This window comes from Archangium lipolyticum (assembly GCF_024623785.1).
Lineage (GTDB): Bacteria > Myxococcota > Myxococcia > Myxococcales > Myxococcaceae > Archangium > Archangium lipolyticum.
Window position 1 is genome coordinate 163958 of record NZ_JANKBZ010000010.1, and the last position, 23190, is coordinate 187147.

Consider the following 23190-nt stretch of genomic DNA (forward strand, 5'->3'; position numbering starts at 1 on the left):
GTGGCGGACGTTGGCAGCGTCATTGCAAAAGCGAGGGTCTCGGACCCGGGACGAGGTTGCCACTGGAACTGGCGCAGACACAAGGAGCGGTGCCACGCGGACGGCTGCTGCTGGTGGACGACGAGGAGTACATCCTGAAGTCCATCCGGCGGGTGCTCCGTCGCGGCGATTGGCAGATCGAGACGGCCTCCGATGCGGAGGAGGGCCTCAAGGCCCTCGAACGCTTCACTCCGGAGGTGGTCATCTCGGACTTCCGCATGCCGGGCATGAACGGCGTGGAGTTTCTCAGCCGGGTGAAGGCGCAGGTGCCACGGGCCCAGCGCATCATGCTCACCGGACAGGCGGACCAGCAGGCCATCGAGGAGGCGATCAACCGGTCGGAGATCTTCCGTTTCATCTCCAAGCCGTGGAACGACAGCCACCTGGTGCTCACGGTCAAGAGCGCCTTCGAGCAGTACGCGCTCCAGACGGAGAACGAGCGGCTGCTCCGGGTGACGCAGCAGCAGAACGAGGAGCTGCGGCGGCTCAACGCGGAGCTGGAGACGCGCGTGGCGCTGCGCACGCACCTGCTGAGCCAGGCCAAGCGTGAGTGGGAGCTATCGTTCGACTCCATGGACACGCCGCTGGCCGTGGTGCGCAAGGACTACGGCGTGCGCCGGGCCAACCGGGCGTACATCGACCTGGCGGGCGACCGGCTCAAGGAGCCGTTGTCCGAGGAGGAGGCCGAGCAGCGCTGCCACAAGCTGCTGTTCGACCGGGACACACCCTGCCAGGGCTGCCCTCTGCCCGAGGCGCTCCAGAGCGGCAAGGGCACGCGCTCGGAGATCTCCCAGCGTGGGCGCACCTACGCCATGTCCGCCTACCCGCTGACGGGTGAGGGGCGCGCCGTGTGCTCCTACCGGGACATCTCGGATGAGCGCGAGATGACGCGCCGGCTCATCGAGACGGAGAAGATGGCGGCGGTGGGCCAGCTCGCCGGTGGCGTGGCGCACGAAATCAACAACCCGCTGGGCGGCATCCTCGCCTTCGCGCAGTTGATGAAGCGCGACGAGGGGCGCACCCCCTCCGACATGGAGTCGCTGGATCTCATCGAGGAGAGCGCGCTGCGCTGCAAGCGCATCGTGGAGAGCCTCCTGAAGTTCAGCCGCCACAGCAAGACGGAGGACCGGCGCACCTTCCAGCTCAACAAGTGCGCGGAGGACTCGGCGGTGCTCTTCGGGGCGCAGCTCAAGTCGTACTCCAAGGTGCGCATGGAGCTGAGGCTGGCGTCGGATCTGCCGGAGCTGTTCGGAGACCCGGGCCAGCTGTCGCAGGTGATGCTCAACCTGCTGCAGAACGGGCTGCACGCGCTGCCTTCCACGGGGGGCGTGCTGACCCTGGAGACGGGGCGCGATGGCGACCGGTGCTACTTCCGGGTCATCGACTCGGGCAGTGGCATCGAGGAGCGCTACCTGTCGCGCATCTTCGATCCGGCGTTCACCACCAAGCCTCCCGGCCAGGGCACGGGCCTGGGGCTGGCCATCGCCTACCGCATCGTCGAGGACCACGGCGGCATCTTCAAGGTGGACACCCGGCTCGGTGAGGGTTCGCGCTTCACCGTCTTCATCCCCATCCCCCTGCAGCTCGAGAGGTTGCCGTGAACCCGCAGCCGTCCACCACCGCCGCTCCCAAGCGCGCCAAGATCCTGGTCGTGGATGACGATCCGATCGTCCTCAAGGCGGTCACGGTCATCCTCACCCGAGAGGGCTACCAGGTCGTCTCCATCGACGATGCCGTGGAAGGACTGACCGCGGCGAAGGATCCGTCCATCGACGTGGCCGTCCTGGACATCAAGATGCCCAACCTGTCCGGGATGGACCTGCTGCGCGGCATCAAGGCGGCGCGTCCGGACGTGGAGGTCATCATGATGACCGCCTTCGCCACCGTGGAGACGGCGGTGGAGGCGGTGAAGTCCGGCGCGTACGATTACCTCACCAAGCCCTTCGAGAACATCGACGAAGTGAGCATGACGGTGGCCAAGGCCGCCGAGCGCAAGGCCCTGCGAGACCGGGCCCGCGCGCTGGAGGAGGCGCTCACCGCGCGCAACCAGTTCGAGGAGCTCATCGGCCAGTCGTCGCAGATGCGCGCCGTCTTCAAGCTGGTGGAGACGGTGAGCCACTCCACCGCCACGGTGCTCATCCAGGGCGAGAGCGGCACGGGCAAGGAGCTGGTGGCTCGCGCCATCCACTACCGCAGCGCGCGCAAGGACAAGCCCTTCGTGGCGGTCAACTGCTCGGCGCTGACGGACACGCTGCTGGAGAGCGAGCTCTTCGGTCACATCAAGGGCAGCTTCACCGGGGCCACCTCGAACAAGAAGGGCCTGTTCGAGGCCGCGGACGGCGGCACCATCTTCCTCGACGAGATTGGCGACGTGCCTCCCGCCACCCAGGTGCGCCTGTTGCGCGTGCTGCAGGAGGGCGAGGTCAAGCGCGTGGGCGCCAACGAGCCGGTGAAGGTGGACGTGCGCGTCATCGCCGCCACGCACGTGGACCTGAACCGGGCCAAGGAGCAGGGCAAGTTCCGAGAGGACCTGTTCTACCGGCTCAACGTCATCACCATCGATCTGCCGCCGCTGCGCGACCGTCCCGAGGACGTGCCGCTGCTGGCCCACCACTTCCTCAAGCTGTACTCGGGGAAGGTGGGCAAGCGGGTGACGGGCTTCATGCCGCGCGCCATGGAGGCGCTCACCTGCAACCGGTGGATGGGCAACGTGCGCGAGCTGGAGAACGTCATCGAGCGCGCCGTCGTCCTCACGTCCAAGGAAGTGCTGGACGTGGATGACCTGCCGCCGGGCTTCCAGGACGCGCCCCAGGCCGGAGCCCAGGTCGAGGTCTTCAGCCTCGCGCACCTGCCGTACGCCCAGGCGAAGCGGCTGGCCATGCGTGCCTTCGAGCGGCGCTACCTCACCGCGCTGCTCGAGAGGAACAACCACAACGTCTCCAGCGCCGCACGCGCCGCGGGCGTCGATCGCTCCAACTTCCGCCGCCTGCTCAAGCAGTACGAGGTGGGGGGCCGCTCCATGAAGCGCGGCAAGGATGACGACGACACCCTCGAGGTGGCGTCCTAGCCTTCCTCGCCCGGCTCGCGGGGACGGCCCGCGAGCTGGCGTTGGATCTCCTCGTACCGCTCGGCCAGCTCGTGCTCGAAGCCGTTGTGCGTGGGCTGGTAGAAGCGCCGGCCGCGCAGGGCGTCGGGGAGGTAGTCCTCGGGGACGTAGTTGCCCTCGAAGTTGTGGGGGTACTTGTAGCCGGCGCCGTACCCGAGTGACTTCATCATCTTCGTGGGCGCGTTGCGCAGGTGCATGGGGACGGGCAGGGGTCCGCCCTCGGTGACGGCGGTGCGCGCCTCGGCGTACGCGGTGAGCACGGCGTTCGACTTGGGCGCCAGCGCCAGGTACGTCACCGCCTGCGTGAGGGGCAGGGTGCCCTCGGGCAGGCCCACCAGCTCGAAGGCCCGCAGCGCATCCACCGCCACGCCCAGCGCCCGCGGGTCCGCGTTGCCGATGTCCTCCGAGGCGAAGATGACCATGCGCCGGAAGATGAAGACGGGGTCCTCCCCGGCCTCCAGCATGCGCGTCATCCAGTAGAGCGCGGCGTCCACGTCCGAGCCCCGCATGGATTTGATGAAGGCGCTGACGACGTTGTAGTGCTCCTCGCCGCCCTTGTCGTAGAGGAGCGCCTTGTGCTGCAGGGCCTCCTCGGCGATGGCCTTGTCCACCCGGGTGCCGCCGTGCGCCGCCGCCGCCTCCAGCGCGGTGAGGGCCCTGCGCGCGTCTCCTCCCGACGCCTGGACGATGAAGGTGAGCGCCTCGTCGTCCACCTGCACCTTGCCATTCAGCCCCTTGGGGTCCGTCACCGCCCGGTGCAGCAGCGCCACGAGCTCCTCCTCCTCCAATCCGCGCAGGGTGACGACGCGGGCCCGGGAGAGCAGGGCGGCGTTCACCTCGAAGGAGGGGTTCTCCGTGGTGGCGCCGATGAGGGTGACGGTGCCCTTCTCCACGTGGGGCAGCAGCGCGTCCTGCTGCGCCTTGTTGAAGCGGTGGATCTCATCCACGAAGAGGATGGTGCGCTGGCGGTTCATCCGCCAACGCTCCTGGGCGCGGGCCACCGTCTCGCGGATGTCCTTCACGCCGGAGAGCACGGCGGAGAGCGACTCGAAGGAGGCGCCCGTGGAGCGGGCGATGAGGTGGGCGAGCGTCGTCTTGCCCGTCCCCGGGGGGCCCCAGAGGATGAGCGAGGGCACCTGGTCGTGCTGGATGGCCCGGCGGAGGAAGCGCCCCTCGCCCGTCAGGTGCTCCTGGCCGACGAACTCCTCCAGCCGGGAGGGACGCATCCGCTCCGCCAGAGGGGCCAGGGCCGCCTCGTCCTTCTTGCTGGCATGCTCGAAGAGGTCCATGGGGGTATCCTGCCGTCCGGGTACGACGTGTCACAGGGTCATCGAAGGGGCCATTTCGTCCAGCGCACCCCTGGCCGCCTGGACTAGAACCTCCCCTATCGTGCAGACCCTGGTGCTCGTTGCGAAGAAGGACAAGCCCGAGGCGGCGGAGTTGGCCGCGCGGATCCGGGAACGCTATCCCTCGCTGGAGGTGCTGGGAGACCGGCTCCTGGCCCACGTCCTCGGCTGGCCCAGGCTGGAGGATCGAGAGCTGGCCACCCGGGCGGATCTGGTGGTGGTGTTGGGCGGGGATGGGACCCTCATCCACGCGGCGCGGCTGCTCGGGGGGCGCCCCACGCCCATCATGGGGGTCAACCTGGGCAGCCTGGGCTTCATGACCGAGATTCCCGTGGAGGATCTCTTCGCCACGCTGGACGAGGTGCTCGCCGGTCGGTTCAAGGTGGACTCCCGGATGAAGCTCGGGTGCCGGCTGGTGCGCGCGGGCCGGGTGGTGGTGGAGGACGAGATCCTCAACGACGTGGTCATCAACAAGGGTGCGCTGGCGCGTATCGCGGACCACGAGGTGTCCATCGAGGGCGTGCCCATCGCCACGTACAAGGCGGACGGGGTCATCCTGTCCACGCCCACCGGCTCCACGGCGTACGCGCTGTCGGCGGGCGGTCCCATCGTCCACCCGTCGGTGGACTGCACGGTGCTGGCGCCCATCTGCTCGCATGCGCTCACGCACCGGCCCATCATCGTGCCGGCGGACCGCACCATCCGCATCGCCCTGCGCACCGAGACGGCGGACACCTTCCTCACGCTGGACGGACAGACGGGCCACAGCCTGCAATGCGAGGACATCATCGAGGTGGTGCGCTCGCCCAACCGGGTGAACCTGGTGCGCAACACCCGGGTGGGCTACTTCTCCATCCTCCGGCAAAAGCTCCACTGGGGCGAACGGTAGCGCGACGTGTTCGTCTTCCTGTCGAAGATATTGGATCTGCTGCTCTCGCCGCTCACCTGGAGCCTGCTGCTGGGCGTGGCGGGACTGGTGCTGCGCCGGAGGAGGGCGAGGCTGGCGCCGTGGCTCCAGGGGCTCGGGCTGGCGGTGCTGTACGTCTTCTCCACGGAGCCGGTGTCCAACGGCCTGCAGGTCTGGGTGGAGGCGGGCGCGGTGTCCACGTACCGGCCGGACGTGACCTATGACGCCGTCATCGTGCTGGGCGGGGCGGTGGACTCGTCCGCCATCGAGCGCTCGGGGATGCCCGAGTACAACCCGGCGGTGGAGCGCGTCCTGCGCGGGTTCGAGCTGGTGCGCGAGGGGCGTGCGCGCCAGGTGCTCCTCACGGCGGGCTCGATCGACAAACGGCCCGAGGCGCTGGTGGAGGCGGACGTGCTGTCGAAGCAGCTTCAGGCGTGGGGGATTCCACCCGAGCGGATCGTCACCGAAGGAAACAGCCGCAACACGCGGGAGAACGCGGTGGAGTCGGAGCGCATCGTCCGGGAGAAGGGGTGGAAGACCCTGCTGATGGTGACGAGCGCGGCGCACATGCCGCGGGCGCAAGCGACCTTCGAGGCGGTGGGGCTGAAGCCGGACACGCTGGCGGTGGACGTGCGTGCGCGCGAGTGGATCATCCGAAGCACCTGGTGGCAGCCGAGGGCCGCCAACCTGTCAGCGGGAACGGACGCGCTGCGGGAACTGTTCGGGCGCTGGGTGTACCGGCTGCGCGGCTGGGCCTGACAGTCACTGCGCCGCTACGGTCGGGCAGTCCAGCACGTCCTGGTCTTCCTTCTTCGACACGATGTCCCGCGTCCCACCGCGCAGCCGCTCGATGCGGCCTTCCGTGACCGGCGCAATGGCCTCGGCGGAGGAGAAGGCGTCGCGCAGCACGTCCTGCGTGGAGCGGCCCTTCTCCGGCGAGACGCGGTACTTCGCGCCCTTGAACATGGTGTACCCGTCTCCACCGCCCGACATGTACGAGTTGGTGGCGAGCGTGTACGTCCGCTTCGGATCCAACGGCTCGCCATTCACGGTGACGCGCACGATGCGCTCCCCCACGGGCCGGCACACGTCGAAGGCGTACTTGATGCCGGAGACCTGCGGGAAACGGCCCGGATCCGTCTCCTCGGCGCTGCGGCTCACGCCCTGCTCGAGCGCCTGGCGCAGCACCGCGCCCGTCACCTCGATGCTCACCACCGAGCCCGGGAAGGGATGGATGGCCAACACGTCACGCCGGGTGAGCGGGCCCGGCCTCAGCACCGAGTCCGAGCGGATGGAGCCCCCGTTGATCAGCGCCACCTCCGCCCCCGTGGCCTTGCGGTAGGCATCCGCGACGAAGGAGGCTAGGTTCGTCTCGTGGGTGCGGTTGGTCTCCTCGAGCGCGTTCAGCTCCACGGCGGTGCGGCCCACGGGCTGGGAGAGCTCGGCCAGCAGCGCGTCGTATTCGTGCATCGCCTGGGCGAAGGCGGCGTCCTCCGGCACGTCCGGCGTCACCGGCAGCACGTCGAAGTCCATGCTCTTGAGCTTGTGGCTCTGCGTGCCCACGTGCATCGTGACGCGGCCCAGCTCCCGCGCCTCGGACGACATCTTGACGATGGGCGTGCCGTTGGACACCGCCTGCATCATCACGTGCTCGTGGCCTCCGATGATGAGATCGATGGGCGCGCAGCGGGCCAGCACCTTGTCCTCGGCCACGAACAGATGCGTGAGCGCGATGATGACCTGGGCGCCCTCCGCCCGCATCTTCGGGACGATCTCCCGGGCCTTCTGGCACGTGTCCGTGAAGTACACGTCCGGTCCCGGCTTGGAGCTGTACTTCGTCTTGCCCAGCAGCACGCCGAAGATGCCCACCTTCACGCCGCCCACGTCACGGATGACGAAGGGCGGGGTGTTGCCGAAGGGGCGGGCGGTCCGCTTGTCCATCACGTTGGCGCCCAGCCACGTGAAGCGGGACTCCTTCATGCGTTGGATCAACACGTCCGGACCGAAGTCGAACTCGTGGTTGCCGAGCACCGCGAAGTCCACGCCCAGCGCGTTCCACGCGTCGATCATCTGCTTGCCCTTGTGGAAGGTGGATTCCACCGAGGGCGACAGCGTGTCACCGGCCATCAGGAAGAGCGTGTTCGGGGACTCGGCGAGCACCCGCTTGCGCAGCGTGGACAGCCGCGCCAGTCCGCCCCGGTTCCCGAAGTCCACCGGGGTGAACTGGTACACGTCGTTGACGTGCAGCAGCGTGAGGGTGACGGTGGGTTCGTCGTCCTGCTCCGTGTCCGCGGCGGACTTGGACCCCGCGGTGGACGCGGGCCCGCTCCGTGGCATTGATGCGCAGCCAGCGAGGAGCAGGGCAGCCAGGGACGAGGCCAGGGATCTCGGGAGCAGGCGGGACGGGAAGGACATGGGCGTGCCGTTGGGGCGGCGAATCTCCCACGTCCGACACCGTTGTGCACCATCGCCGCGTCACCTGCCCGTGACGCGCCGTGCCGAAGGGTGCTCCCCTCCCTGCCCTGGCAGCCGGGGACGGGGCAGGAGGCTCCCCGCCCGGGTGGCCTCCCGGAGGGCTTCACACCGTGTAGCGGCGCCCCTGCGCGAGCGGCTCGATGTTGCTCGCCTCGAGGTCGAAGTCATCCGGGTAGTGGATGAGCCGCATCTTCGCGCGCAGCTCCACCGGCAGTGCCGCGAGCTTCTCATAAGGTGTGTGCACGCCGTAGTTCGTCTCGTGCACCACGAGGTCCGCCTCGGCCAGCCAGGTGATGAGGCCTTCGTCATAGGCGGTGTCCGCGCTGTAGCCCAGGCAGCGGCCCCCGGCTCGGATGCGCAGGGCCGTGGTCGGCACGTGGTGGTACGTGCGGCGGCACTCGATGGAGAAGGGTCCGAAGCGCACGGCCTCCTCCGTGGAGAGCGCGAGCGGCTCGAAGTAGTCCTCGAACTCGTGCCGCTGGGGCTCGCCGCCAGGCTTGCGGATGAGATCCTCCATGCCCGCCGCGAGGTGGCCCTCCCACAGCCGGCGCTTCACCTCCGGGTGGGCGAGCAGCCGCAGCTTCCGTTTCAGCACGAAGAAGGAGAAGTAACCGAGCCCCTCGACGCCCGAGCTGTGGTCCGCGTGCAGGTGGGTGAGGACGAGCCCCGAGACGCGATCCACGTCCAGCTCCACGCCCGAGGACTGGCTGGCCTCGCGCATCATCTTGCGGATGGGGTGCGGGCAGTCCACCAGCAGCACCTGGCCCTCGGCCTCGAACGCCAGGCACGAGGAGTAGCGCAGTGCGGAGAAGGCGTCGCCGACGCCGAGGGTGACGAAGGTCAGGCTCATCACGGACTCCAGGGGTGGGGGCTCAATCGCTGCCGCAGCTTCGCCGCGACCGCGGGCGGGCAGAAGTCCGAAACGTCCTCGCCGCGCGCCAGCCTCTCCTTGAGGCGGCTGCTGCTCACCTCGGCGAGGTGGGCCTCGGCGGGGAGGAAGAGGGTGGACAGGTCCGGGGCCAGGGCCCGGTTGGCCTGCGCCAGCGACGTCTCGAACTGGGCATCCGTGGCGCCTCGCACCCCGCGCAGCAGCACGCTCGCGCCGATGGCCCGCGCGTAGTCCACGATGAGCCCCTCCGTGCTGGCCACGGTGACGTTGGGGTGGAGCGCCACCACCTCGCGCAGCAGCTCCACGCGCTCGGTCACGGAGAAGAGCGTGCGTTTCTCGGGGTTGATGGCCACCACGACGACCACATGGCCGAAGAGGCGCGCGGCCTGGCGGATGACGGAGAGGTGGCCGGCGGTCACCGGGTCGAAGCTGCCGGCATAGACGGCGATGGTCATCACGACACCTCCGGTTGTCCCCCGGACACGAGGGCCCGGGGCGGATGGAAGGTGAGCAGCACCCAGGCCACGGCCGCGGCGCAGACGGCCGCCGAGAGCGTGAAGTGCCACGCATAGCCGATCGCCTGGGCACTGAAGCCACTCACGGCCGCGGCGCCGCCGGTGGCCAGCACCACGAGCGAGGCCTGCACCGTGTAGTCGGACGCGGCGTGCTCCGGACGGCACGTCTCCATCATCACCGTGAAGAGGGCCGCGGTGGCCATGCCGCTCGTCAGGTGCTCCACGCCGCAGACGAGCGCGAGCACGGGGAGGGAGGCCCCTCGCGCGGCCAGGGCATAGAGGAGCACCGCGCCCGCTTGCAGTGTGCCGAAGACGAGCAGCGCGCGCCGTTGCCCCAGCCGGTTGACGAGCGCCCCGCCCACGAGCGCGCCGAGCAGCCCGGTGGTGAAGCCCACGAACCCGAGCATCCACCCCACCTGCGACAGGCTCAGCCCCACGTCCACGAGGAAGGTGCGCAGCATGCCCGTCGCCAGGTGCTCGCCCGCCTTGAAGAGCACGAGCAGGGTGAGCCACGCGCCCGCGCCGGGACGGTGCATCCAGTACAGCAGGGACTCGCGGAGCCAGGAGAGCAGTCCCGGGTCCTCGCGCGGCGGGGCAGGGGAGGGCGGTTCGCGGAAGAGCGCCACCGGCACCGAGGCCACCAGCAGCATCGCCCCCAGGCTCAACAGGGTGAGGCGCCAGCCCAGCGCGTCGAAGAGGACGAGCATCAGCCCGCCGCCCAGGATCATGCCCACCCGGTAGCCCGCCACCTGGATGCCATTGCCCCAGCCGCGCTCCCGGGGCTCGAGCAGGTCCACCGCGAGTCCGTCCGTGGCCACGTCCTGCGTGGCCGCCAGCAGGTTGACGAGCAGCACGGCCACCAGGAGCGATTGCACGCTCACCGTGCCCTCCGGCAGCGCCAGGCCCATGAGCAGTGCCGCCGAGAGGAACTGCAGCGGGAGGATGTAGCCGCGCCGCCGTCCCAGGCGCTCCGAGCCGTACCGGTCCATCAGCGGAGCCCAGAGGAACTTGAGCGCCCAGGGCAGCGCGAGCAGGTGGGCCAGGCCGATGGCGGGCAGCGACAGGCCCTGTTTGCGCAGCAGCACTGGCAGCGCCTGGGTGAAGAAGCCGAAGGGCAGGCCCTGGGAGAGATAGAGGCTCGTGAGCAGCCCCAGCTTCATCGGGGTCCTCAGCGCGGTCTTCATGTGCCCTCCGGGGACTCCGCCGCGTCGAGCAGCCCCGCGGCCATGCGCTTCACCGTGCCCGCCGCGGAGCCCGCCGGAATCAGCTCCGGAGCCGCCGCCGACAGGACGAAGTAGCCCTGCACCGCCGCGAACAGTCCCGCCGCCACCGCCCGCGCCCTCCGTCGGCCCACTACCGCGCCGACCAGCTCCTCCAGGTGCTCCAGGTCCGCGCGCACCACCTTCTCGTAGGCCGCGCGCACCTCGGGCTGCCTCACCGCCTCCGCGCTGATGGTCACCCATGCCGCCACCGAGGCCGGATCCGCTCCGTCTCCCGTGGCCAGGAAGGCATCCAGGAAGGCGTCCACCTGCGCCCGCGCTCCTCCCTTCACCCGCTCCAGCCGCGCCTTCACCCGCTCGCGCACTCTCGCCGCGAGCTGCTCCACCAGCGTCAGGAGGATCTCCTGCTTCTCCGTGAAGTGGTAGTGCACCAGCCCCGCGCTCAGCCCCGCCGCCTTCGCTATCTCCGCGATGGACGCTCGCTCGTAGCCACGCTCCGCCATGACTCGCAGCAGTCCCTGGACGATCTGCTGCCGGCGCTCCTCCGTGTTCGATGGTCGGGCCATGTGGAGTCCGTGTTTCTGGGTTGGTTGACCAACTTATATGGCCGCTGAGCTCTGGCGTCAACTCGATCGGGGGTTCAATCCGGGGGACGACATACCCTCACCCCGTCCCTCTCCCAGAGGGAGAGGGGAAATGTGCTCAGGACCTGCGGGGAAAGGTGCTCAGGGCTTGTGCAGGATGGCCGACTCGCCCACGACCCAGACATCCGACGGGGAGGCGGCCCACACGCCTTGCAGGGAGCGCTGGGTGCCGGTGCTCTCGGCGGTCCACCGCGACCCGTCGTAGCGCAGCAGCGTGCTGTCCTCGCCCACGGCCCACACCGCGGACGAGGAGGCTCCCCACAGCGAGTTCAAGGTGGCCGTGGTGCCACTGGACACCGGGAGCCAGACGGCGCCGTTGTAGTGCAGCAGGGTGCCATTGGCGCCCGCGGCCCAGATGTCCGACGGCCCGCTGCCCCAGACGCTCCTCAGCTCCGCCCGGGTGCCAGAGAGCATCGTGGACCAGGAGGTGCCATTCCAGCGCAGGATGGTGCCCGACTCTCCCACCGCGATGGCCAGCGAGGGGCCCTGGACCCAGACGTCTTGAAGTGTCGCGCCCGTTCCGGTGGGCTGGCATCCCCAGCCGGAGCCATCGTTGTGCAGGGCGATGCCGCCCCATCCCACGGCCCAGACGTCCGTCTGCGAGCTGCCGTGGATCGCCAGCAGGCTCTTGGAGTGCGCGGAGAGCTCCTGCGTGAAGGCCGTTCCGTTCCAACGATAGATGCGGTGATCGCCGCTGCTGGAGCCGGAGGTGGTCACCCAGACGGCGCTGGGCGAGGCCACGTAGAGGCCGCTGACGGAAGGGAAGGCGCCGCTGAAGAGGGGCTGCTCGACCCAGCCGCCGCCAGTCCAGTGCAGCAACCGGCCGTTGCCGCTGTTGGACTCCACCGCCCACACGTTGGTGGCGCCGCTGCCATGCACCTCGGAGATGTCTCCCCAATCGCGGCGCGGAGTCTGGACCGTCCACTGCGTCCCGTTCCACCGCTCGGTGAGACCCTTGGTGCCCAGGAGCCAGGCGTCATTGGGGCCGCTGCCCGCGACGACTCCGTTGTAGCCGGAGCTCGTCTTCTGCCAGCCCGCGCCGTTCCAGCGGTAGCGCGAGCTCTCGCCCACCGTGAGCACCGCCGAGGGGCCAGCGGCGAACACGTGGAAGAGCTGGTCATCGATGTGGAGGGCCTCGGAGAGGCCAGCGGTGCTGACGCGGTAGACGATGCCGTAGTCGTTGCAGAAGAGGCAGGGGTCCTCGGAGGTGACGGCCCAGACGTCGCTGGGGCTGGAGCCCGTCACCTCGTAGAGGGGCAGGGCGGTGCCCGCGTCGATGGAGGAGAAGGTGGTGCCGTCGTGGTGGCGCACGGTGCCGCCGTTGCCCACCGCCCAGACATCGCCCGGGCCGCTGCCCCACACGCCGTTGAGCGTCTGGGTGGTGCTCGCGTCCACGGGCTGGAAGCCGCTGCCCTGGTTGCGCCGCACGGTGCCGTTGGTGCCCACCGCCCAGACATCGTTCGGGCCCGAGGCCCAGAGGGAGCGGAGGTCCTGGTTCGTGCCCGAGGCGACCGGAGAGAAGGTTCCGCCCGAGGAGTGCAGCGCGATGCCTCCCCTGCCCACCGTCCACACGTCCGTGGCGGACACGGCGTGCACGTCGTAGAGGTGGGTGCTCGTCCCGCTCGACACGCGAGCCCACTTCGTCCCGTTCCATCGCTGGATGTGGCCCGCCTCGCCCACGGCCCAGCCGTCATTGGCGGCGCTGAAATGGGCACCAAACAGGGCGTAGCCATGGGGCACGGGGTACTCCCAGCACCAGCCGCCCTCGTTGCACCAGCGGTCGGCGGCGGGGATGGCGCAGGTGTTGGCCTTGCCGCGGCCGCCGCAGGTCTCCGGGGCCGAGCACGTCCCGCAGTCGAGCGTCCCTCCGCACCCGTTGGGCACCGGGCCGCAGTTGGCCTCGACTCGCGCGCACGTCAGGGGGACGCAGCCCGCATCGGCCGTGCTACCCGCGTCCGGGGTGGCGCCCGCGTCCGGCGCGGTGCCCGCGTCCACGTCGGAGCCCACACCCGCGACGGGGCAGGCCTCCACATAGGAGCCCGCGTCCGGGGGGTCGTCCGTGCCCGCGTCGTGCGAGCCCGTATCCGGGCCGCTTCCGCAGGCCGGGAGCAGGCCGAGCGCGGCCACGGTGACAGGTAGGAGCAGCGCCGTGAAGGCAAGGTTGCGTGTCATGGTCCCTCTCCGGGCGCATGTCTGTTGCAACCTCGCGGTTCCGCGAGCGTCTCTGGCGCCCCTCACGCACCCATTGCGAGCAGGGGGCGTCGTTGGATCAACACCCGTTCGCCGTGGGGCTCCCTGTCGCGGGTGTACTGCTTCAGTAGGAGATGAGCGCGCAGACCTTCTCCCGGCCCAGGCGCTCGCGACCGGGCAGGAAGTCCAGGGAGATGAGGACGCTGAAGCCCACCACCTCGCCTCCCAGCTTCGTCACCAGCTTCGCCGTCGCGTCCGCCGTGCCGCCCGTGGCCAGCAGGTCGTCCACGATGAGCACCCGGTCCCCGCGAGCCACCGCGTCCTCGTGCAACTGCAGCCCGTCGTCTCCGTACTCCAGCGCGTAGCGCTCCGTCACCGTGCGCCAGGGCAGCTTCCCCGGCTTGCGCGCCGGGGCGAAGCCCGCGTGCAGCGCCAGGGCGATGGGCGCCCCCAGCAGGAAGCCGCGTGCCTCCACACCCACCACCTTGGTGATGTGCCGGCCCCGGAAGGGCGCCGCCATCGCGTTCACCACCCGCCCGAAGAGGTGCGGATCCGCGAGCACCGGCGTCACGTCCTTGAAGAGGATTCCCGGCTTGGGGAAGTCCGGCACGTCCCGGATGCGCGCCTTCACATCCTCGATGAGGTTGGAGTCGTGGCCGGCAATGAAGAGTGGGGTGTTGCTCATGTGAAGAGCTCCGGGTTGACGCAGTGGGGAGGCTTGCGCCCCTCCAGTGCCGCGAGGAGGTTGTCCACCGCCATGGAGGCCATGCGCCCACGGGTGGCGTGGCTCGCGCTCGCGATATGCGGGGCGAGCAGTACATTGGGGAGATTCAACAACGCGTCGTTGGGAGGAAGGGGTTCCGGGTCCGTCACGTCCAGCGCGGCGCCACCCAGGTGCCCACTCGCCAGGGCCTCGGCCAGCGCGGCCTGGTCCACCACCGGGCCCCGCGCCGTGTTCACCAGCAGGGCCCCGGGCTTCATGGCCGCGAGCTCCGCCCGCCCCAGCCAGTGCCGGGTTTCGGTGTTGAGCGGCACGTGCAGCGAGACGAAGTCCGACTCGGTCAGCAGCGTGGCCTTGTCCACGCGCGTGAGTCCCAGCTCCACCTCCAGCTCCGGCCGGGCCCGGCGGTTGACGTACAGCAGCCGCATGCCGAAGCCTCGCGCCCGCCGCGCCACCGCCTCCCCGATGGCGCCCAGCCCCACCAGTCCCAGCGTCGCCCCGTGCACGTCCGACCCCAGCAGCAGCCCGGGCTCCCACGTCCGCCAGTTGCCCGCGCGCACGTACGTATCCGCCTCCGCCACCCGCCGCGCCAGCCCCATCAGCAGGGCGAAGGCGAAGTCCGCCGTCGTCTCCGTGAGGACGCCCGGCGTGTTCCCCACCGGGATGCGCCGCGCGGTACAGGCCGCCACGTCGATGTTGTCGTACCCCACCGCCATGTTGCTGACGGCCCGCAGGGTGGGCGCCTGGGCCAGCAGGGGCTCGTCCAACCGGTCGGTCAGCAGGGTGAGGAGCCCATCGGACTGCCGGGCCTCGGCCAGCAATACCTCCCGAGGGGGAGGCAGCTGCTCCTCCCACACGCGGAGTGAGACCTGTGCGGCCAGCCGGGCGAGCCCATCTCCTGGGAGTTGTCGGGTGACGAAAACTCGAGGGCGTCTGGGGCGTTCCATTTCGACCGCCGATGCTCGCACAGCCGCGAGCCGTGCGGTGGATGACCGAGCAACCCATTGCCCGGCCACCCCCCTTCATTTTTCCCACGACGGAGGATGCCCCGTCTGTGGTACTCGAACGGATTCCCCTCGTACCGGGGGGAACGGGGACCTGAGAGAACGTGCCCTCCACCGCCGACACACGAGACGCCTCTTTCCCGCTTGATGGCCAGTGGCTGCGCGCCCTCAAGGCGGAGGTCCAGCCCACCACCTTCAAGAAGGGCCGCGAAGTCGCCGAGACGCGCCGCGTCTTCGGCCTCCAACGCGAAGGCAACAGCATCCGCGCCCAGGTGGCTGGTTCCACCTCGCCCGAGGAGCGCTACGAGGTCGCCCTCGAGGTGGGCAATGGCAAGCCGACCTCCAAGTGCACCTGCGCGTCCTGGAACGTCTACGGGCCGCACTGCAAGCACGTGGTGGCCGCGGCGCTCGTCTACGCCGCCCGCCTGCGTGCTTCCATGATCGCCAACGCCGCGAACGCCGCGCAGGCCCCCAAGGCCGAGGCGGCTTCCAGGCTCGAGGCCGCCCCCAAGGCCGAGGCCGCTCCCGCCGATCCCCCAGCGGACGACGAGCCGATCGTCGACTCCGAGGAGCCCGTGGTCCAGGGGGACAATCCCCTGGTGGACGCGGTGAGCCTCCCCGCGCTCGCCAAGGTGGAGAGCTGGCTGGGCCTCTCCGCCCTGCCGGACTACGAGTTCCTCTACCGGCTCACTCCCTCCAACACGAGCCCCGGTGGCCGGCACTGGCTGGTGGACGTGCGCCGCCAGGACGCCCAGATGAAGGGGCCCGTGCACGTCAAGCGCATGCTCCAGGCCGGCACCCGCATCGCCCCGGCCGACGAGCGCATCTTCATCCTGCTCGCCAAACACGAGCACCGCTACGACTCGCGCATCGTCCTCTCCGACGAGGACCTGTGCGAGCTGCTCGAGTTCCTGCGCCAGCGCCGCGTCATCTACCGTGGCACCGCGCTCCTCTACGCGGACGAGCCGGTGCGGCCGCAGATCCACCTCGAGTCCCGTCCGGACGGGGCCACCGCCCGCATCGAGCTGCTCATGCCCGATGGGACGAGCCTGTCCTTCAAGGACGTCATCCTGCTTGCGGGCATGCGGACGTGGATCATCTCCGGGCAGTCGCTCCACCAGGTGGAGCCGGACCTGCCGCCCCGCCTGGTGCGCAAGTGGTTGCTGGAGCCCACCATGGCCTTCCCGGTGGGACAGCTCGACCGGGTGCTCACGTTCTTCGCCGCCCACCTGCCGCGCTTCCAGATGGCGCTCAAGGCGGACGACATCGACGTGGACGAGTCCGTGGAGCCCCGCTTCCTGCTCACCCTCGAGGGCACTCCCGAGAAGGTGAAGGTCCAGCTCGCCGCGCGCTACGGGCAGACGACCGTCCCCGTGTCCCCCAGTGCCTCGCACCTCGGCTATGCCAGTGGGGTGGGCGCGGATGGCCGCAAGCTGTACCGGCGCCGCGAGGAGCTCGAGCGCGGCGCGGGCAAGCGCCTGCAGGAGCTGGGGCTGCGCTACGACGGCCACACGCACTCCTACGAGGCCAGTGGTGATGGCGCCATCGAGTTCTGGGCCCGCGGCCTCGCGTCGCTGCCCGAGGAGTGGGAGCGCTACGGCGTGCAGGCCCCCAAGGTGCGCCTGCGGCCCAAGCTCAAGCCGCGCATCCGCGTGGGCATGAGCGGGGTGAGCTGGTTCGAACTGGACGCCGAGTTCATCACCGACGACCAGGCGGTGGACCTGGGCGCGGTGCGCATGTGGCTCGACTCGGGCCGGCGCTTCGTGCCCCTCAAGGACGGCACCTACGCCGAGGCGGACATCGCGGAGATCAAGCGCGCCGCGGACCTCCTGGAGGAGGCCGGTGCGCTGCCCGGCCGCACCCGCACGCGCCTGCCGCTGCACCAGGCCGTCGCGTTGGATCTGCTGGTCGAGCTCGGCGAGTTCACCGAGGTGGAGGCCAAGGCGCGCAAGGCCATGACGGAGCTGCGCGACACCAACGGCGTGCCCAAGGTGGGCGTGCCCGACGGTCTCCAGGCCACGCTGCGCCACTATCAGGAGGCGGGCCTGTCGTGGCTGTGGTTCCTCCACCGGCACGGCCTGTCCGGCATCCTCGCGGACGACATGGGTCTTGGAAAGACGATCCAGTCGCTGAGCCTCCTTCAGAAGGTGGCCAACGAGGAGGGCCGCAAGCCGTCGCTCGTGGTGGCCCCCACCAGCGTGCTCGCCAACTGGGAGCGCGAGGCCGAGCGCTTCACCCCGGGCCTCAAGACGATCGTCTGGCACGGACAGGACCGCAAGGAGCGCGTGGAGGACCTCAAGGGCGCGGACCTGGTGCTCACGTCCTACGCGCTGGTGCGGCGCGACCTGGAGGCGCTCACCGAGGTGGGCTTCCGCTACGTCATCCTCGACGAGGCGCAGAACATCAAGAACGCGGACAGCGCCACGGCACAGGCCTGCAAGTCGCTGCCGAGCGACACGCGGCTCGCGCTCACCGGTACGCCGCTGGAGAACCGGCTCAGCGAGCTGTGGAGCCTCTTCGACTTCCTCATGCCGGGCTTCCTCGGCAGCGCGGAGGGCTTCAGCGACCGTTTCGAGCAGCCCATCCAGGTGGCCAACGACAGCTCCGTGCGCGACCGCCTGCGCCGCCGCATCCAGCCCTTCATCATGCGCCGTCTGAAGACGGAGGTGGCCAAGGATCTGCCGCCCAAGACGGAGAGCGTGGCCTGGTGCGAGATGGAGCCCGGTCAGGCCGCCCTCTACCGCGAGGTGCTCGAGGAGAGCCGCCGCAAGGTGAGCGAATCCATCGAGAAGATGGGCTTCAAGCGCAGCCGCGTCTCCATCCTCGCGGCGCTGATGCGCCTGCGCCAGGTGTGCTGCGACCCGCGCCTGCTCAAGATGCCTCCCGGCACGCTGCTGCCCGGCAGCGCGAAGCTGGAGCGCTTCGGCCAGCTGGTGGACGACCTCGTGGCCGAGGGACACCGCGCTCTCGTGTTCAGCCAGTTCACCGAGATGCTGGAGCTGCTCAAGGGCGAGGCGGACCGGCGCGGGCTGCGCTACCTCTACCTGGACGGCCGCACCAAGGACCGCATGGGCAAGGTGGACGAGTTCAACCGCGCGGACGGCCCGCCGCTCTTCTTCATCAGCCTCAAGGCGGGCGGCACCGGCCTCAACCTCACCGCGGCCGACTACGTCATCCACTATGACCCGTGGTGGAACCCGGCCGTGGAGGACCAGGCCACGGACCGTACCCACCGCATCGGCCAGACGCGCGCGGTCATCAGCTACAAGCTCATTACCCGCGGCACTGTCGAGGAGAAGATTCTCAGTCTCCAGAGGCGAAAGAAGGACCTGGCCGCGGGCGTTCTCAGCGCGGATGGCGACTTCGGCAAGCTCTTGACCGAGGCCGACATCGTCGACCTGTTCCAGGGAGAATGACCCGGGAGGGCTACACGAGAGTCCGACCGCTCACATCACCCTCCGTGCATGCAAGCTGCCGCACGAGCCACGGGACGGAACGCTTGTGCAGTGTCAGAGGCCACTGCTAGGTTGTTCAGGTACGGGCCGTTTGGCGGAAGGAGGGCACCGTGCTGCTGGGCTTGCGCATTTCGAATGTGGCGGTGATCGAGGAGGTGGAGGTGACGTTCGGAGCCGGGCTGACCGTGCTCACGGGCGAGACAGGGGCGGGCAAGTCCATCCTGGTGGACGCGCTCGGGCTTCTGCTGGGCGGACGGGCGGATGCGGACGCCATCCGCTCGGGTTGCGAGGAGGCCTCGGTGGAGGGCGTGTTCGAGCGCACCCCGGTGCTGGCCGAGCGGATGGAGGAGCTGGGGGTGCCGGACCTCGGTGACGAGGTGCTGGTGCGCCGGGTGGTGTGCCGCAATGGCCGCGCCAAGGCCTACATCAATGGTTCGCTGGTGACGGTGGGCGTGCTGGGCCGCTTCATGCGCGGCGTGGTGGACATCGCCGGTCAGCACGAGCACGTGAGCCTCTTCGATGCCGGGCTGCACCGGGTGCTGTTGGACCGGTACGGGCGGTTGGAGGAGCAGCTCGCCGCCTACGGGCGCGACTACGCCGCCGTGGCGGAGGTGGTGTCGCGCATGGAGACGCTGGGCGGGGACGAGTCCCGGCTGCGCGAGCGCGCCGAGTTCCTCCGTTTCCAATTGGATGAGATCACGCGCCTGGAGCCGGAGCCCGGCGAGGACGTGCGACTGGACGCCGAGCGGCGCCGGCTGGCCGGAGCGGAGAAGCTCAAGCGGCACGGCGCCGAGGCGGAGCTGCTGCTCGGCGGCGAGGAGTCGAGCGCGGTGGAGACGGTGGGCCGCGCGCTGGGGCTGGTGAACGAGGCCTCCAAGTGCGACGCCTCGCTGGCCCCTGTCGCGGAGGCGTTGGGCTCGGCCCTCTCCGAATTGGAGGAGGCGCAGCGCCGGCTCAGCCGGTACGTCGAGGGACTGGAGTCCGACCCGGCCCGGCTGGGTGAGGTGGAGGACCGTCTGGACGCCCTCAAGCGGCTGTGCCGCAAGCATGCCTGCACCCTGGAAGGCGTGTTGCAGAAGCGTGACGCGCTGGAGACGGAGCTGTCCACGTTGGACAACCGGCAGGAGGTGCTGGAGCAGCTCGCCCGCGAGCGCAAGGCCGCCGAGGAGCGCGCGCGCCGCAGTGGCGAGGCCCTCTCCCGGGCGCGTTCGTCGTGCGCCGTCGCCTTCGGGGTGCAGGTGCGCGAGGGCCTGGGTCAGCTCGCGCTGGGCAAGGCCGCCTTCGAGGTGCGGGTGACGCCCGGCACGCAGCTCAAGGCCGAGGGCCTGGACGAGGTGGAGTTCATCTTCAGCGCCAACCCGGGCGAGCCGCCCCGGCCGCTGGCCAAGGTGGCTTCCGGCGGTGAGGCCTCGCGCCTGCTGCTGGCCCTCAAGCGTGCACTGGCGGACAGCGATGGGTGCGGTTGTTACATCCTGGACGAAGCGGATTCCGGCGTGAGCGGTGCCATCGCCGACGTGGTGGGTCGGATGATCAAGGACGTCAGCGGCCACCGTCAGGTGCTGTGCATCACCCACCTGCCGCAGGTGGCGGCCTACGCGGATGCCCACCTGCTCATCCGCAAGGGACTCAAGGGCGAGCGCACCGTCTCCGAGGTGGTTCCCCTGGAGGCCGGCTCCGAGCGGACGCAGGAACTGGCGCGGATGATGTCCGGCGTGGAGGTGACGCGCGAGGCGCTGGGCGCGGCCGAGGCCCTGGTCCGCTCGGCCCACCGGGCGTCCGGACCCCCCCGGGCCCGGCGCGAACCGACTCCGGACGGTGGGTCCCGGAGCAGGCTGCGGCGCAGTGCGTAGCCAGGTACGTGCAACGCCTCCTTGCTCCGATAAGGTCCCTCACATAGCATCCACGCCGTGTCCAGAACCGCAGGGCAGACCGCGGCTCCCCGCATGAAGGTCGTCTCGGCCGGCCTCACGGATGTGGGGCGTAAGCGCAATCACAACGAAGACAGCTTCCTGATCGACGACGAGCTACAGCTGTACGTCGTCGCGGATGGCATGGGCGGCCATGCTGGGGGCGGTACCGCCTCCCGCATCGCCGTCGAGACCATCGACAAGGAGCTCAGACGGGCCCGGGACAGCCGGGACAACCCGTTCGTCACCGCTCCCAACCTGCAGGACGCGCTCCTGCCGGATGCCTTGCGCACGGCGGTGGAGAAGGCCTGTCTGGCCATCTTCACCACCGCGCAGGAGGATCCGCGCCTGTCGGGCATGGGGACGACGGTCATCTCGCTCGTCGTGCGCGACAACCTGGCTTTCTTCGCGCACGTGGGCGACAGCCGCGCCTACCTCGTCCGGGGTCCCCTCATCCAGCAGATCTCCGAGGACCACTCGCTGGTCAACGAGCAGATCAAGGCCGGGATGATCACCCCCGAGGAGGCCAAGCACTCCCGCTACAAGAACATCATCACCCGCTCCGTGGGCTTCGAAGAGGAAGTCCAGGTGGACGTCATGGGGGTGGTGGCCGAACCGGGAGACGTCTTCCTGCTGTGCTCGGATGGTCTCGCCAACATGGTGGAGGACCGCGAGCTGCACGAGGTGGTGCAGGCCACCGGCAACTTCGCGGACATCCCCAAGCGTCTGATCGACCTGGCGAACGAGCGCGGCGGGGACGACAACATCACGGTCATCGTCGTCCAGATGTCGGCCTGAGCGGCGCCCTCGGAGAGGGGGCCTGGAATTGTTCCACCGGAGTGGACGTGGAACGTTGGGTGTCATGTATCACTGCTTGACACCCTGAGAAGTCGGGTGGTAGCTGCCCAAAGTATCCTCGGGTCCCCAGGGGCCCGGTGGATAACGGATGGATGGGCCGCGGGGCGTGGGGAGATGTTGCTGGCTCGGGAGTGACGTAGATTCCGGTCCCGGGTTCGCACGCCGAAGCGCTGAGGCGCACAAGGGAGCTGTCATTGGCGAAAAAGTCCTACACCCTGATCGTGGTCCCGGACCACGAGTCTCCGGTCAAGCGCTACCGCGTACAGAAGACCCTGTTCCTCCAGATTGGAGGAGGGCTTCTGTTGATGGCGGGCCTGGCCCTCGGGGCCACGCTCCACTACTTCCAGGTTGCCCGGGACGCGGCGGAGAACCGCATCCTGCGTGAGGAGAACCTGACGCTGCGCAGCCAGTTGAAGACGGTGCGCGAGCGCATCGAGCACATTGGCTCCACGCTGGACCGGGTGGAGCGCTTCGACCAGAAGCTGCGCGCGATGACCCTGCTGTCGGATCCGCAGCGCAACCTGGCCATGGGTCCGGTGGAGCAGGAGCCCGGAGTGGGCGCGCCCACCGCGGAGACGCAGTTCACCGAGCTGACGAGCATGGAGTCGCCCAAGGCGCTCGCGGGCAAGTTGGATCGGCTGAGCGCCGAGGCCACGCGCCAGGAGCAGAGCCTCCAGGAGATGCAGGCCTACTTCCAGGATCAGAAGTCGCTGTTGGCCTCCACGCCGTCCATGTGGCCGACGCGCGGCTGGGTGACGAGCGACTTCGGCCAGCGGTTGGATCCGTACACGGCGGAGCGCGTGTCGCACGGCGGCATGGACATCGCGGCCCCGCACGGCAAGGAAGTCAACGCGCCGTCGGATGGCACGGTGGTGTTCGCGGGGCTCGAGGGCGGCTACGGCAACGTGATCGTCATCGACCATGGCTACGGCATCAAGACGCGCTATGGCCACCTGTCGAAGCTGCTGGTGAAGGCGGGAGACCGGGTGAAGCGTGGGGCGCTGATCGCCAACGTGGGCAACACGGGCCGCTCCACGGGTCCGCACCTGCACTACGAAGTGCGCGTCAACGGCATCCCGCAGAACCCGCGCAAGTTCATCCTCGAGGAGTAATCCACTCCCGGGTGCAAGTCCCCTCTCCCCCTGGGAGAGGGCAGGGGTGAGGGTCGGAAAGCCCTCGCCCCTTTCGCGTTTTCAGGGCTCGGTGCGGCCCGGGACGAAGCCCCCGAGCTGAAGCCGCCGGCGCTGGAGTCCCCCGGCGTTCCCCATCCGCTCCAGGGTGTAGGCGCGCTCGAGCTCGCCCCACACGAGCGGTCCCAGCACCTGCCAGTGGGTGGGCTGCTCGATGATGAGCTCCAGCAGCGCGAGCGTGAAGTCCGGGGCCTCGGCGCCCTCGGGCAGCGCGGCGCGCGCGTCGGCCACGAGCCGGGACCGGGCGGACTCGCGCAGCCCCTCCGTCACGGACAGCCCCGAGGTGGGCACCAGCAGCGCGGCGAAGTTGTCGCCCTGCAGCCGCACCACCTTCGTGCCGGGCAACTGCGCCTGGAGAGAGGCCACCACGGCCCGCAGCATCGCGTCGCCCACGGGGAAGCCATGGCGCGCGTTGACGTGGATCATCCCCTTCACGTCGACGATGAGCGCGCCCAGCGTCCAGCCCTCGTGGTGGGCGTGCGTGGAGAGATCGAACTCCTCCTTGAGGAGCGTCCCCTGGGTGAGGGCGAGCGGGTTGAGCGCACCCGTCGCGTCCGGCACGCCGCGGCGCGCGTGCTCCTCATCGAGCAGGCGCTGGAGGGCGACCTTCACCGGCTCGGGCGAGCGCTGCACGAGCCGGGGGTAGAGGGCCACCAGGGAGGAGGCCATGGCTTCGTCGATGGCGTAGGGCATGGCCGCTCTTTAGCGCGGGTGCCCCCCGGGC

The 23190-nt window shown here is 69.7% G+C and carries 18 protein-coding genes; 8 read left to right on the forward strand and 10 right to left on the reverse strand.

Going from position 1 to position 23190, the window contains the following annotated elements:
• The first annotated feature begins 89 nt into the window (after positions 1-89).
• Both NR810_RS22575 and NR810_RS22580 read left to right on the forward strand, forming a co-directional pair.
• Entirely contained in the window at positions 90-1640 is a 1551-nt protein-coding gene (locus NR810_RS22575; protein ID WP_257455323.1) for a response regulator, read from the forward strand.
• Positions 1637-3106 (forward strand): sigma-54-dependent transcriptional regulator, encoded by a 1470-nt coding sequence (locus NR810_RS22580; protein WP_257455324.1) that lies wholly within the window; start codon positions 1637-1639, stop codon positions 3104-3106. Before NR810_RS22575 ends, NR810_RS22580 begins: the two co-directional genes overlap by 4 nt.
• On the opposite strand, the gene NR810_RS22585 is transcribed toward NR810_RS22580, so the two are convergent.
• Positions 3103-4434 (reverse strand): replication-associated recombination protein A, encoded by a 1332-nt coding sequence (locus NR810_RS22585; protein WP_257455325.1) that lies wholly within the window; start codon positions 4432-4434, stop codon positions 3103-3105. The genes NR810_RS22580 and NR810_RS22585 overlap by 4 nt on opposite strands.
• 100 nt (positions 4435-4534) lie before the next feature.
• Between NR810_RS22585 and NR810_RS22590 the strand changes: the two genes are divergently transcribed.
• Both NR810_RS22590 and NR810_RS22595 read left to right on the forward strand, forming a co-directional pair.
• Positions 4535-5380, forward strand: a complete 846-nt coding sequence (locus NR810_RS22590; RefSeq protein ID WP_257455326.1) for an NAD(+)/NADH kinase — start codon at positions 4535-4537, stop codon at positions 5378-5380.
• A gap of 6 nt (positions 5381-5386) precedes the next feature.
• On the forward strand, positions 5387-6157 hold the full coding sequence (locus tag NR810_RS22595; protein ID WP_257455327.1) for a YdcF family protein: 771 nt from the start codon (positions 5387-5389) through the stop codon (positions 6155-6157).
• A gap of 3 nt (positions 6158-6160) precedes the next feature.
• Here NR810_RS22595 and NR810_RS22600 read toward each other — a convergent pair whose 3' ends face one another.
• From NR810_RS22600 to NR810_RS22635, 8 genes are all read right to left on the reverse strand, one after another.
• On the reverse strand, positions 6161-7735 hold the full coding sequence (locus tag NR810_RS22600) for a bifunctional metallophosphatase/5'-nucleotidase (protein ID WP_257455328.1): 1575 nt from the start codon (positions 7733-7735) through the stop codon (positions 6161-6163).
• 241 nt (positions 7736-7976) lie between these two features.
• A complete protein-coding gene (locus NR810_RS22605) occupies positions 7977-8723 on the reverse strand; it encodes an MBL fold metallo-hydrolase (protein WP_257455329.1) in 747 nt (248 codons plus the stop codon).
• On the reverse strand, positions 8723-9217 hold the full coding sequence (gene coaD / locus NR810_RS22610; RefSeq protein WP_257455516.1) for a pantetheine-phosphate adenylyltransferase: 495 nt from the start codon (positions 9215-9217) through the stop codon (positions 8723-8725). The genes NR810_RS22605 and coaD overlap by 1 nt, the downstream gene beginning before the upstream one ends.
• Complete coding sequence (locus NR810_RS22615; protein ID WP_257455330.1) at positions 9217-10461, reverse strand: MFS transporter; 1245 nt, start codon at positions 10459-10461, stop codon at positions 9217-9219. The genes coaD and NR810_RS22615 overlap by 1 nt, the downstream gene beginning before the upstream one ends.
• Positions 10458-11063: a TetR/AcrR family transcriptional regulator gene (locus NR810_RS22620; RefSeq protein WP_257455331.1), complete on the reverse strand. Its 606-nt coding sequence runs from the start codon at positions 11061-11063 to the stop codon at positions 10458-10460. Before NR810_RS22620 ends, NR810_RS22615 begins: the two co-directional genes overlap by 4 nt.
• A 159-nt stretch (positions 11064-11222) precedes the next feature.
• The gene (locus NR810_RS22625; protein WP_257455332.1) at positions 11223-13313 is read right to left on the reverse strand and encodes a beta propeller repeat protein; all 2091 of its coding nucleotides are present in this window, start codon (positions 13311-13313) and stop codon (positions 11223-11225) included.
• A 142-nt stretch (positions 13314-13455) separates the two neighbouring features.
• Positions 13456-14016, reverse strand: a complete 561-nt coding sequence (locus NR810_RS22630; RefSeq protein WP_257455333.1) for an adenine phosphoribosyltransferase — start codon at positions 14014-14016, stop codon at positions 13456-13458.
• Complete coding sequence (locus NR810_RS22635; protein ID WP_257455335.1) at positions 14013-14999, reverse strand: 2-hydroxyacid dehydrogenase; 987 nt, start codon at positions 14997-14999, stop codon at positions 14013-14015. The genes NR810_RS22630 and NR810_RS22635 overlap by 4 nt, the downstream gene beginning before the upstream one ends.
• Before the next feature lie 161 nt (positions 15000-15160).
• Between NR810_RS22635 and NR810_RS22640 the strand changes: the two genes are divergently transcribed.
• The 4 genes from NR810_RS22640 (at position 15161) to NR810_RS22655 (ending at position 22388) form a co-directional block, all read left to right on the forward strand.
• Complete coding sequence (locus NR810_RS22640) at positions 15161-18472, forward strand: DEAD/DEAH box helicase (RefSeq protein ID WP_257455337.1); 3312 nt, start codon at positions 15161-15163, stop codon at positions 18470-18472.
• Positions 18473-18621: 149 nt separating this feature from the next.
• Complete coding sequence (recN, locus tag NR810_RS22645; protein WP_257455338.1) at positions 18622-20361, forward strand: DNA repair protein RecN; 1740 nt, start codon at positions 18622-18624, stop codon at positions 20359-20361.
• A gap of 93 nt (positions 20362-20454) precedes the next feature.
• Positions 20455-21216: a Stp1/IreP family PP2C-type Ser/Thr phosphatase gene (locus tag NR810_RS22650; protein WP_257455339.1), complete on the forward strand. Its 762-nt coding sequence runs from the start codon at positions 20455-20457 to the stop codon at positions 21214-21216.
• Between the two features lie 254 nt (positions 21217-21470).
• On the forward strand, positions 21471-22388 hold the full coding sequence (locus NR810_RS22655; RefSeq protein WP_257455340.1) for a M23 family metallopeptidase: 918 nt from the start codon (positions 21471-21473) through the stop codon (positions 22386-22388).
• Positions 22389-22469: 81 nt separating this feature from the next.
• Here the strand turns inward: NR810_RS22655 and NR810_RS22660 are convergent, their stop codons facing one another.
• The gene (locus tag NR810_RS22660) at positions 22470-23159 is read right to left on the reverse strand and encodes a diguanylate cyclase domain-containing protein (protein ID WP_257455341.1); all 690 of its coding nucleotides are present in this window, start codon (positions 23157-23159) and stop codon (positions 22470-22472) included.
• Positions 23160-23190 lie beyond the last annotated feature (31 nt).

Excerpts from the sequence above, each read along its gene's own strand:
- NR810_RS22660 (WP_257455341.1), bottom strand. The coding sequence starts at position 23,159 with ATGCCCTACGCCATCGACGAAGCCATGGCCTCCTCCCTGGTGGCCCTC.
- NR810_RS22585 (WP_257455325.1), bottom strand. The coding sequence starts at position 4,434 with ATGGACCTCTTCGAGCATGCCAGCAAGAAGGACGAGGCGGCCCTGGCC.
- NR810_RS22625 (WP_257455332.1), bottom strand. The coding sequence starts at position 13,313 with ATGACACGCAACCTTGCCTTCACGGCGCTGCTCCTACCTGTCACCGTG.
- NR810_RS22605 (WP_257455329.1), bottom strand. The coding sequence starts at position 8,723 with ATGAGCCTGACCTTCGTCACCCTCGGCGTCGGCGACGCCTTCTCCGCA.
- NR810_RS22635 (WP_257455335.1), bottom strand. The coding sequence starts at position 14,999 with ATGGAACGCCCCAGACGCCCTCGAGTTTTCGTCACCCGACAACTCCCA.
- NR810_RS22620 (WP_257455331.1), bottom strand. The coding sequence starts at position 11,063 with ATGGCCCGACCATCGAACACGGAGGAGCGCCGGCAGCAGATCGTCCAG.
- coaD (WP_257455516.1), bottom strand. The coding sequence starts at position 9,217 with ATGACCATCGCCGTCTATGCCGGCAGCTTCGACCCGGTGACCGCCGGC.
- NR810_RS22600 (WP_257455328.1), bottom strand. The coding sequence starts at position 7,735 with ATGCCACGGAGCGGGCCCGCGTCCACCGCGGGGTCCAAGTCCGCCGCG.
- NR810_RS22650 (WP_257455339.1), top strand. The coding sequence starts at position 20,455 with ATGAAGGTCGTCTCGGCCGGCCTCACGGATGTGGGGCGTAAGCGCAAT.
- NR810_RS22615 (WP_257455330.1), bottom strand. The coding sequence starts at position 10,461 with ATGAAGACCGCGCTGAGGACCCCGATGAAGCTGGGGCTGCTCACGAGC.
- NR810_RS22630 (WP_257455333.1), bottom strand. The coding sequence starts at position 14,016 with ATGAGCAACACCCCACTCTTCATTGCCGGCCACGACTCCAACCTCATC.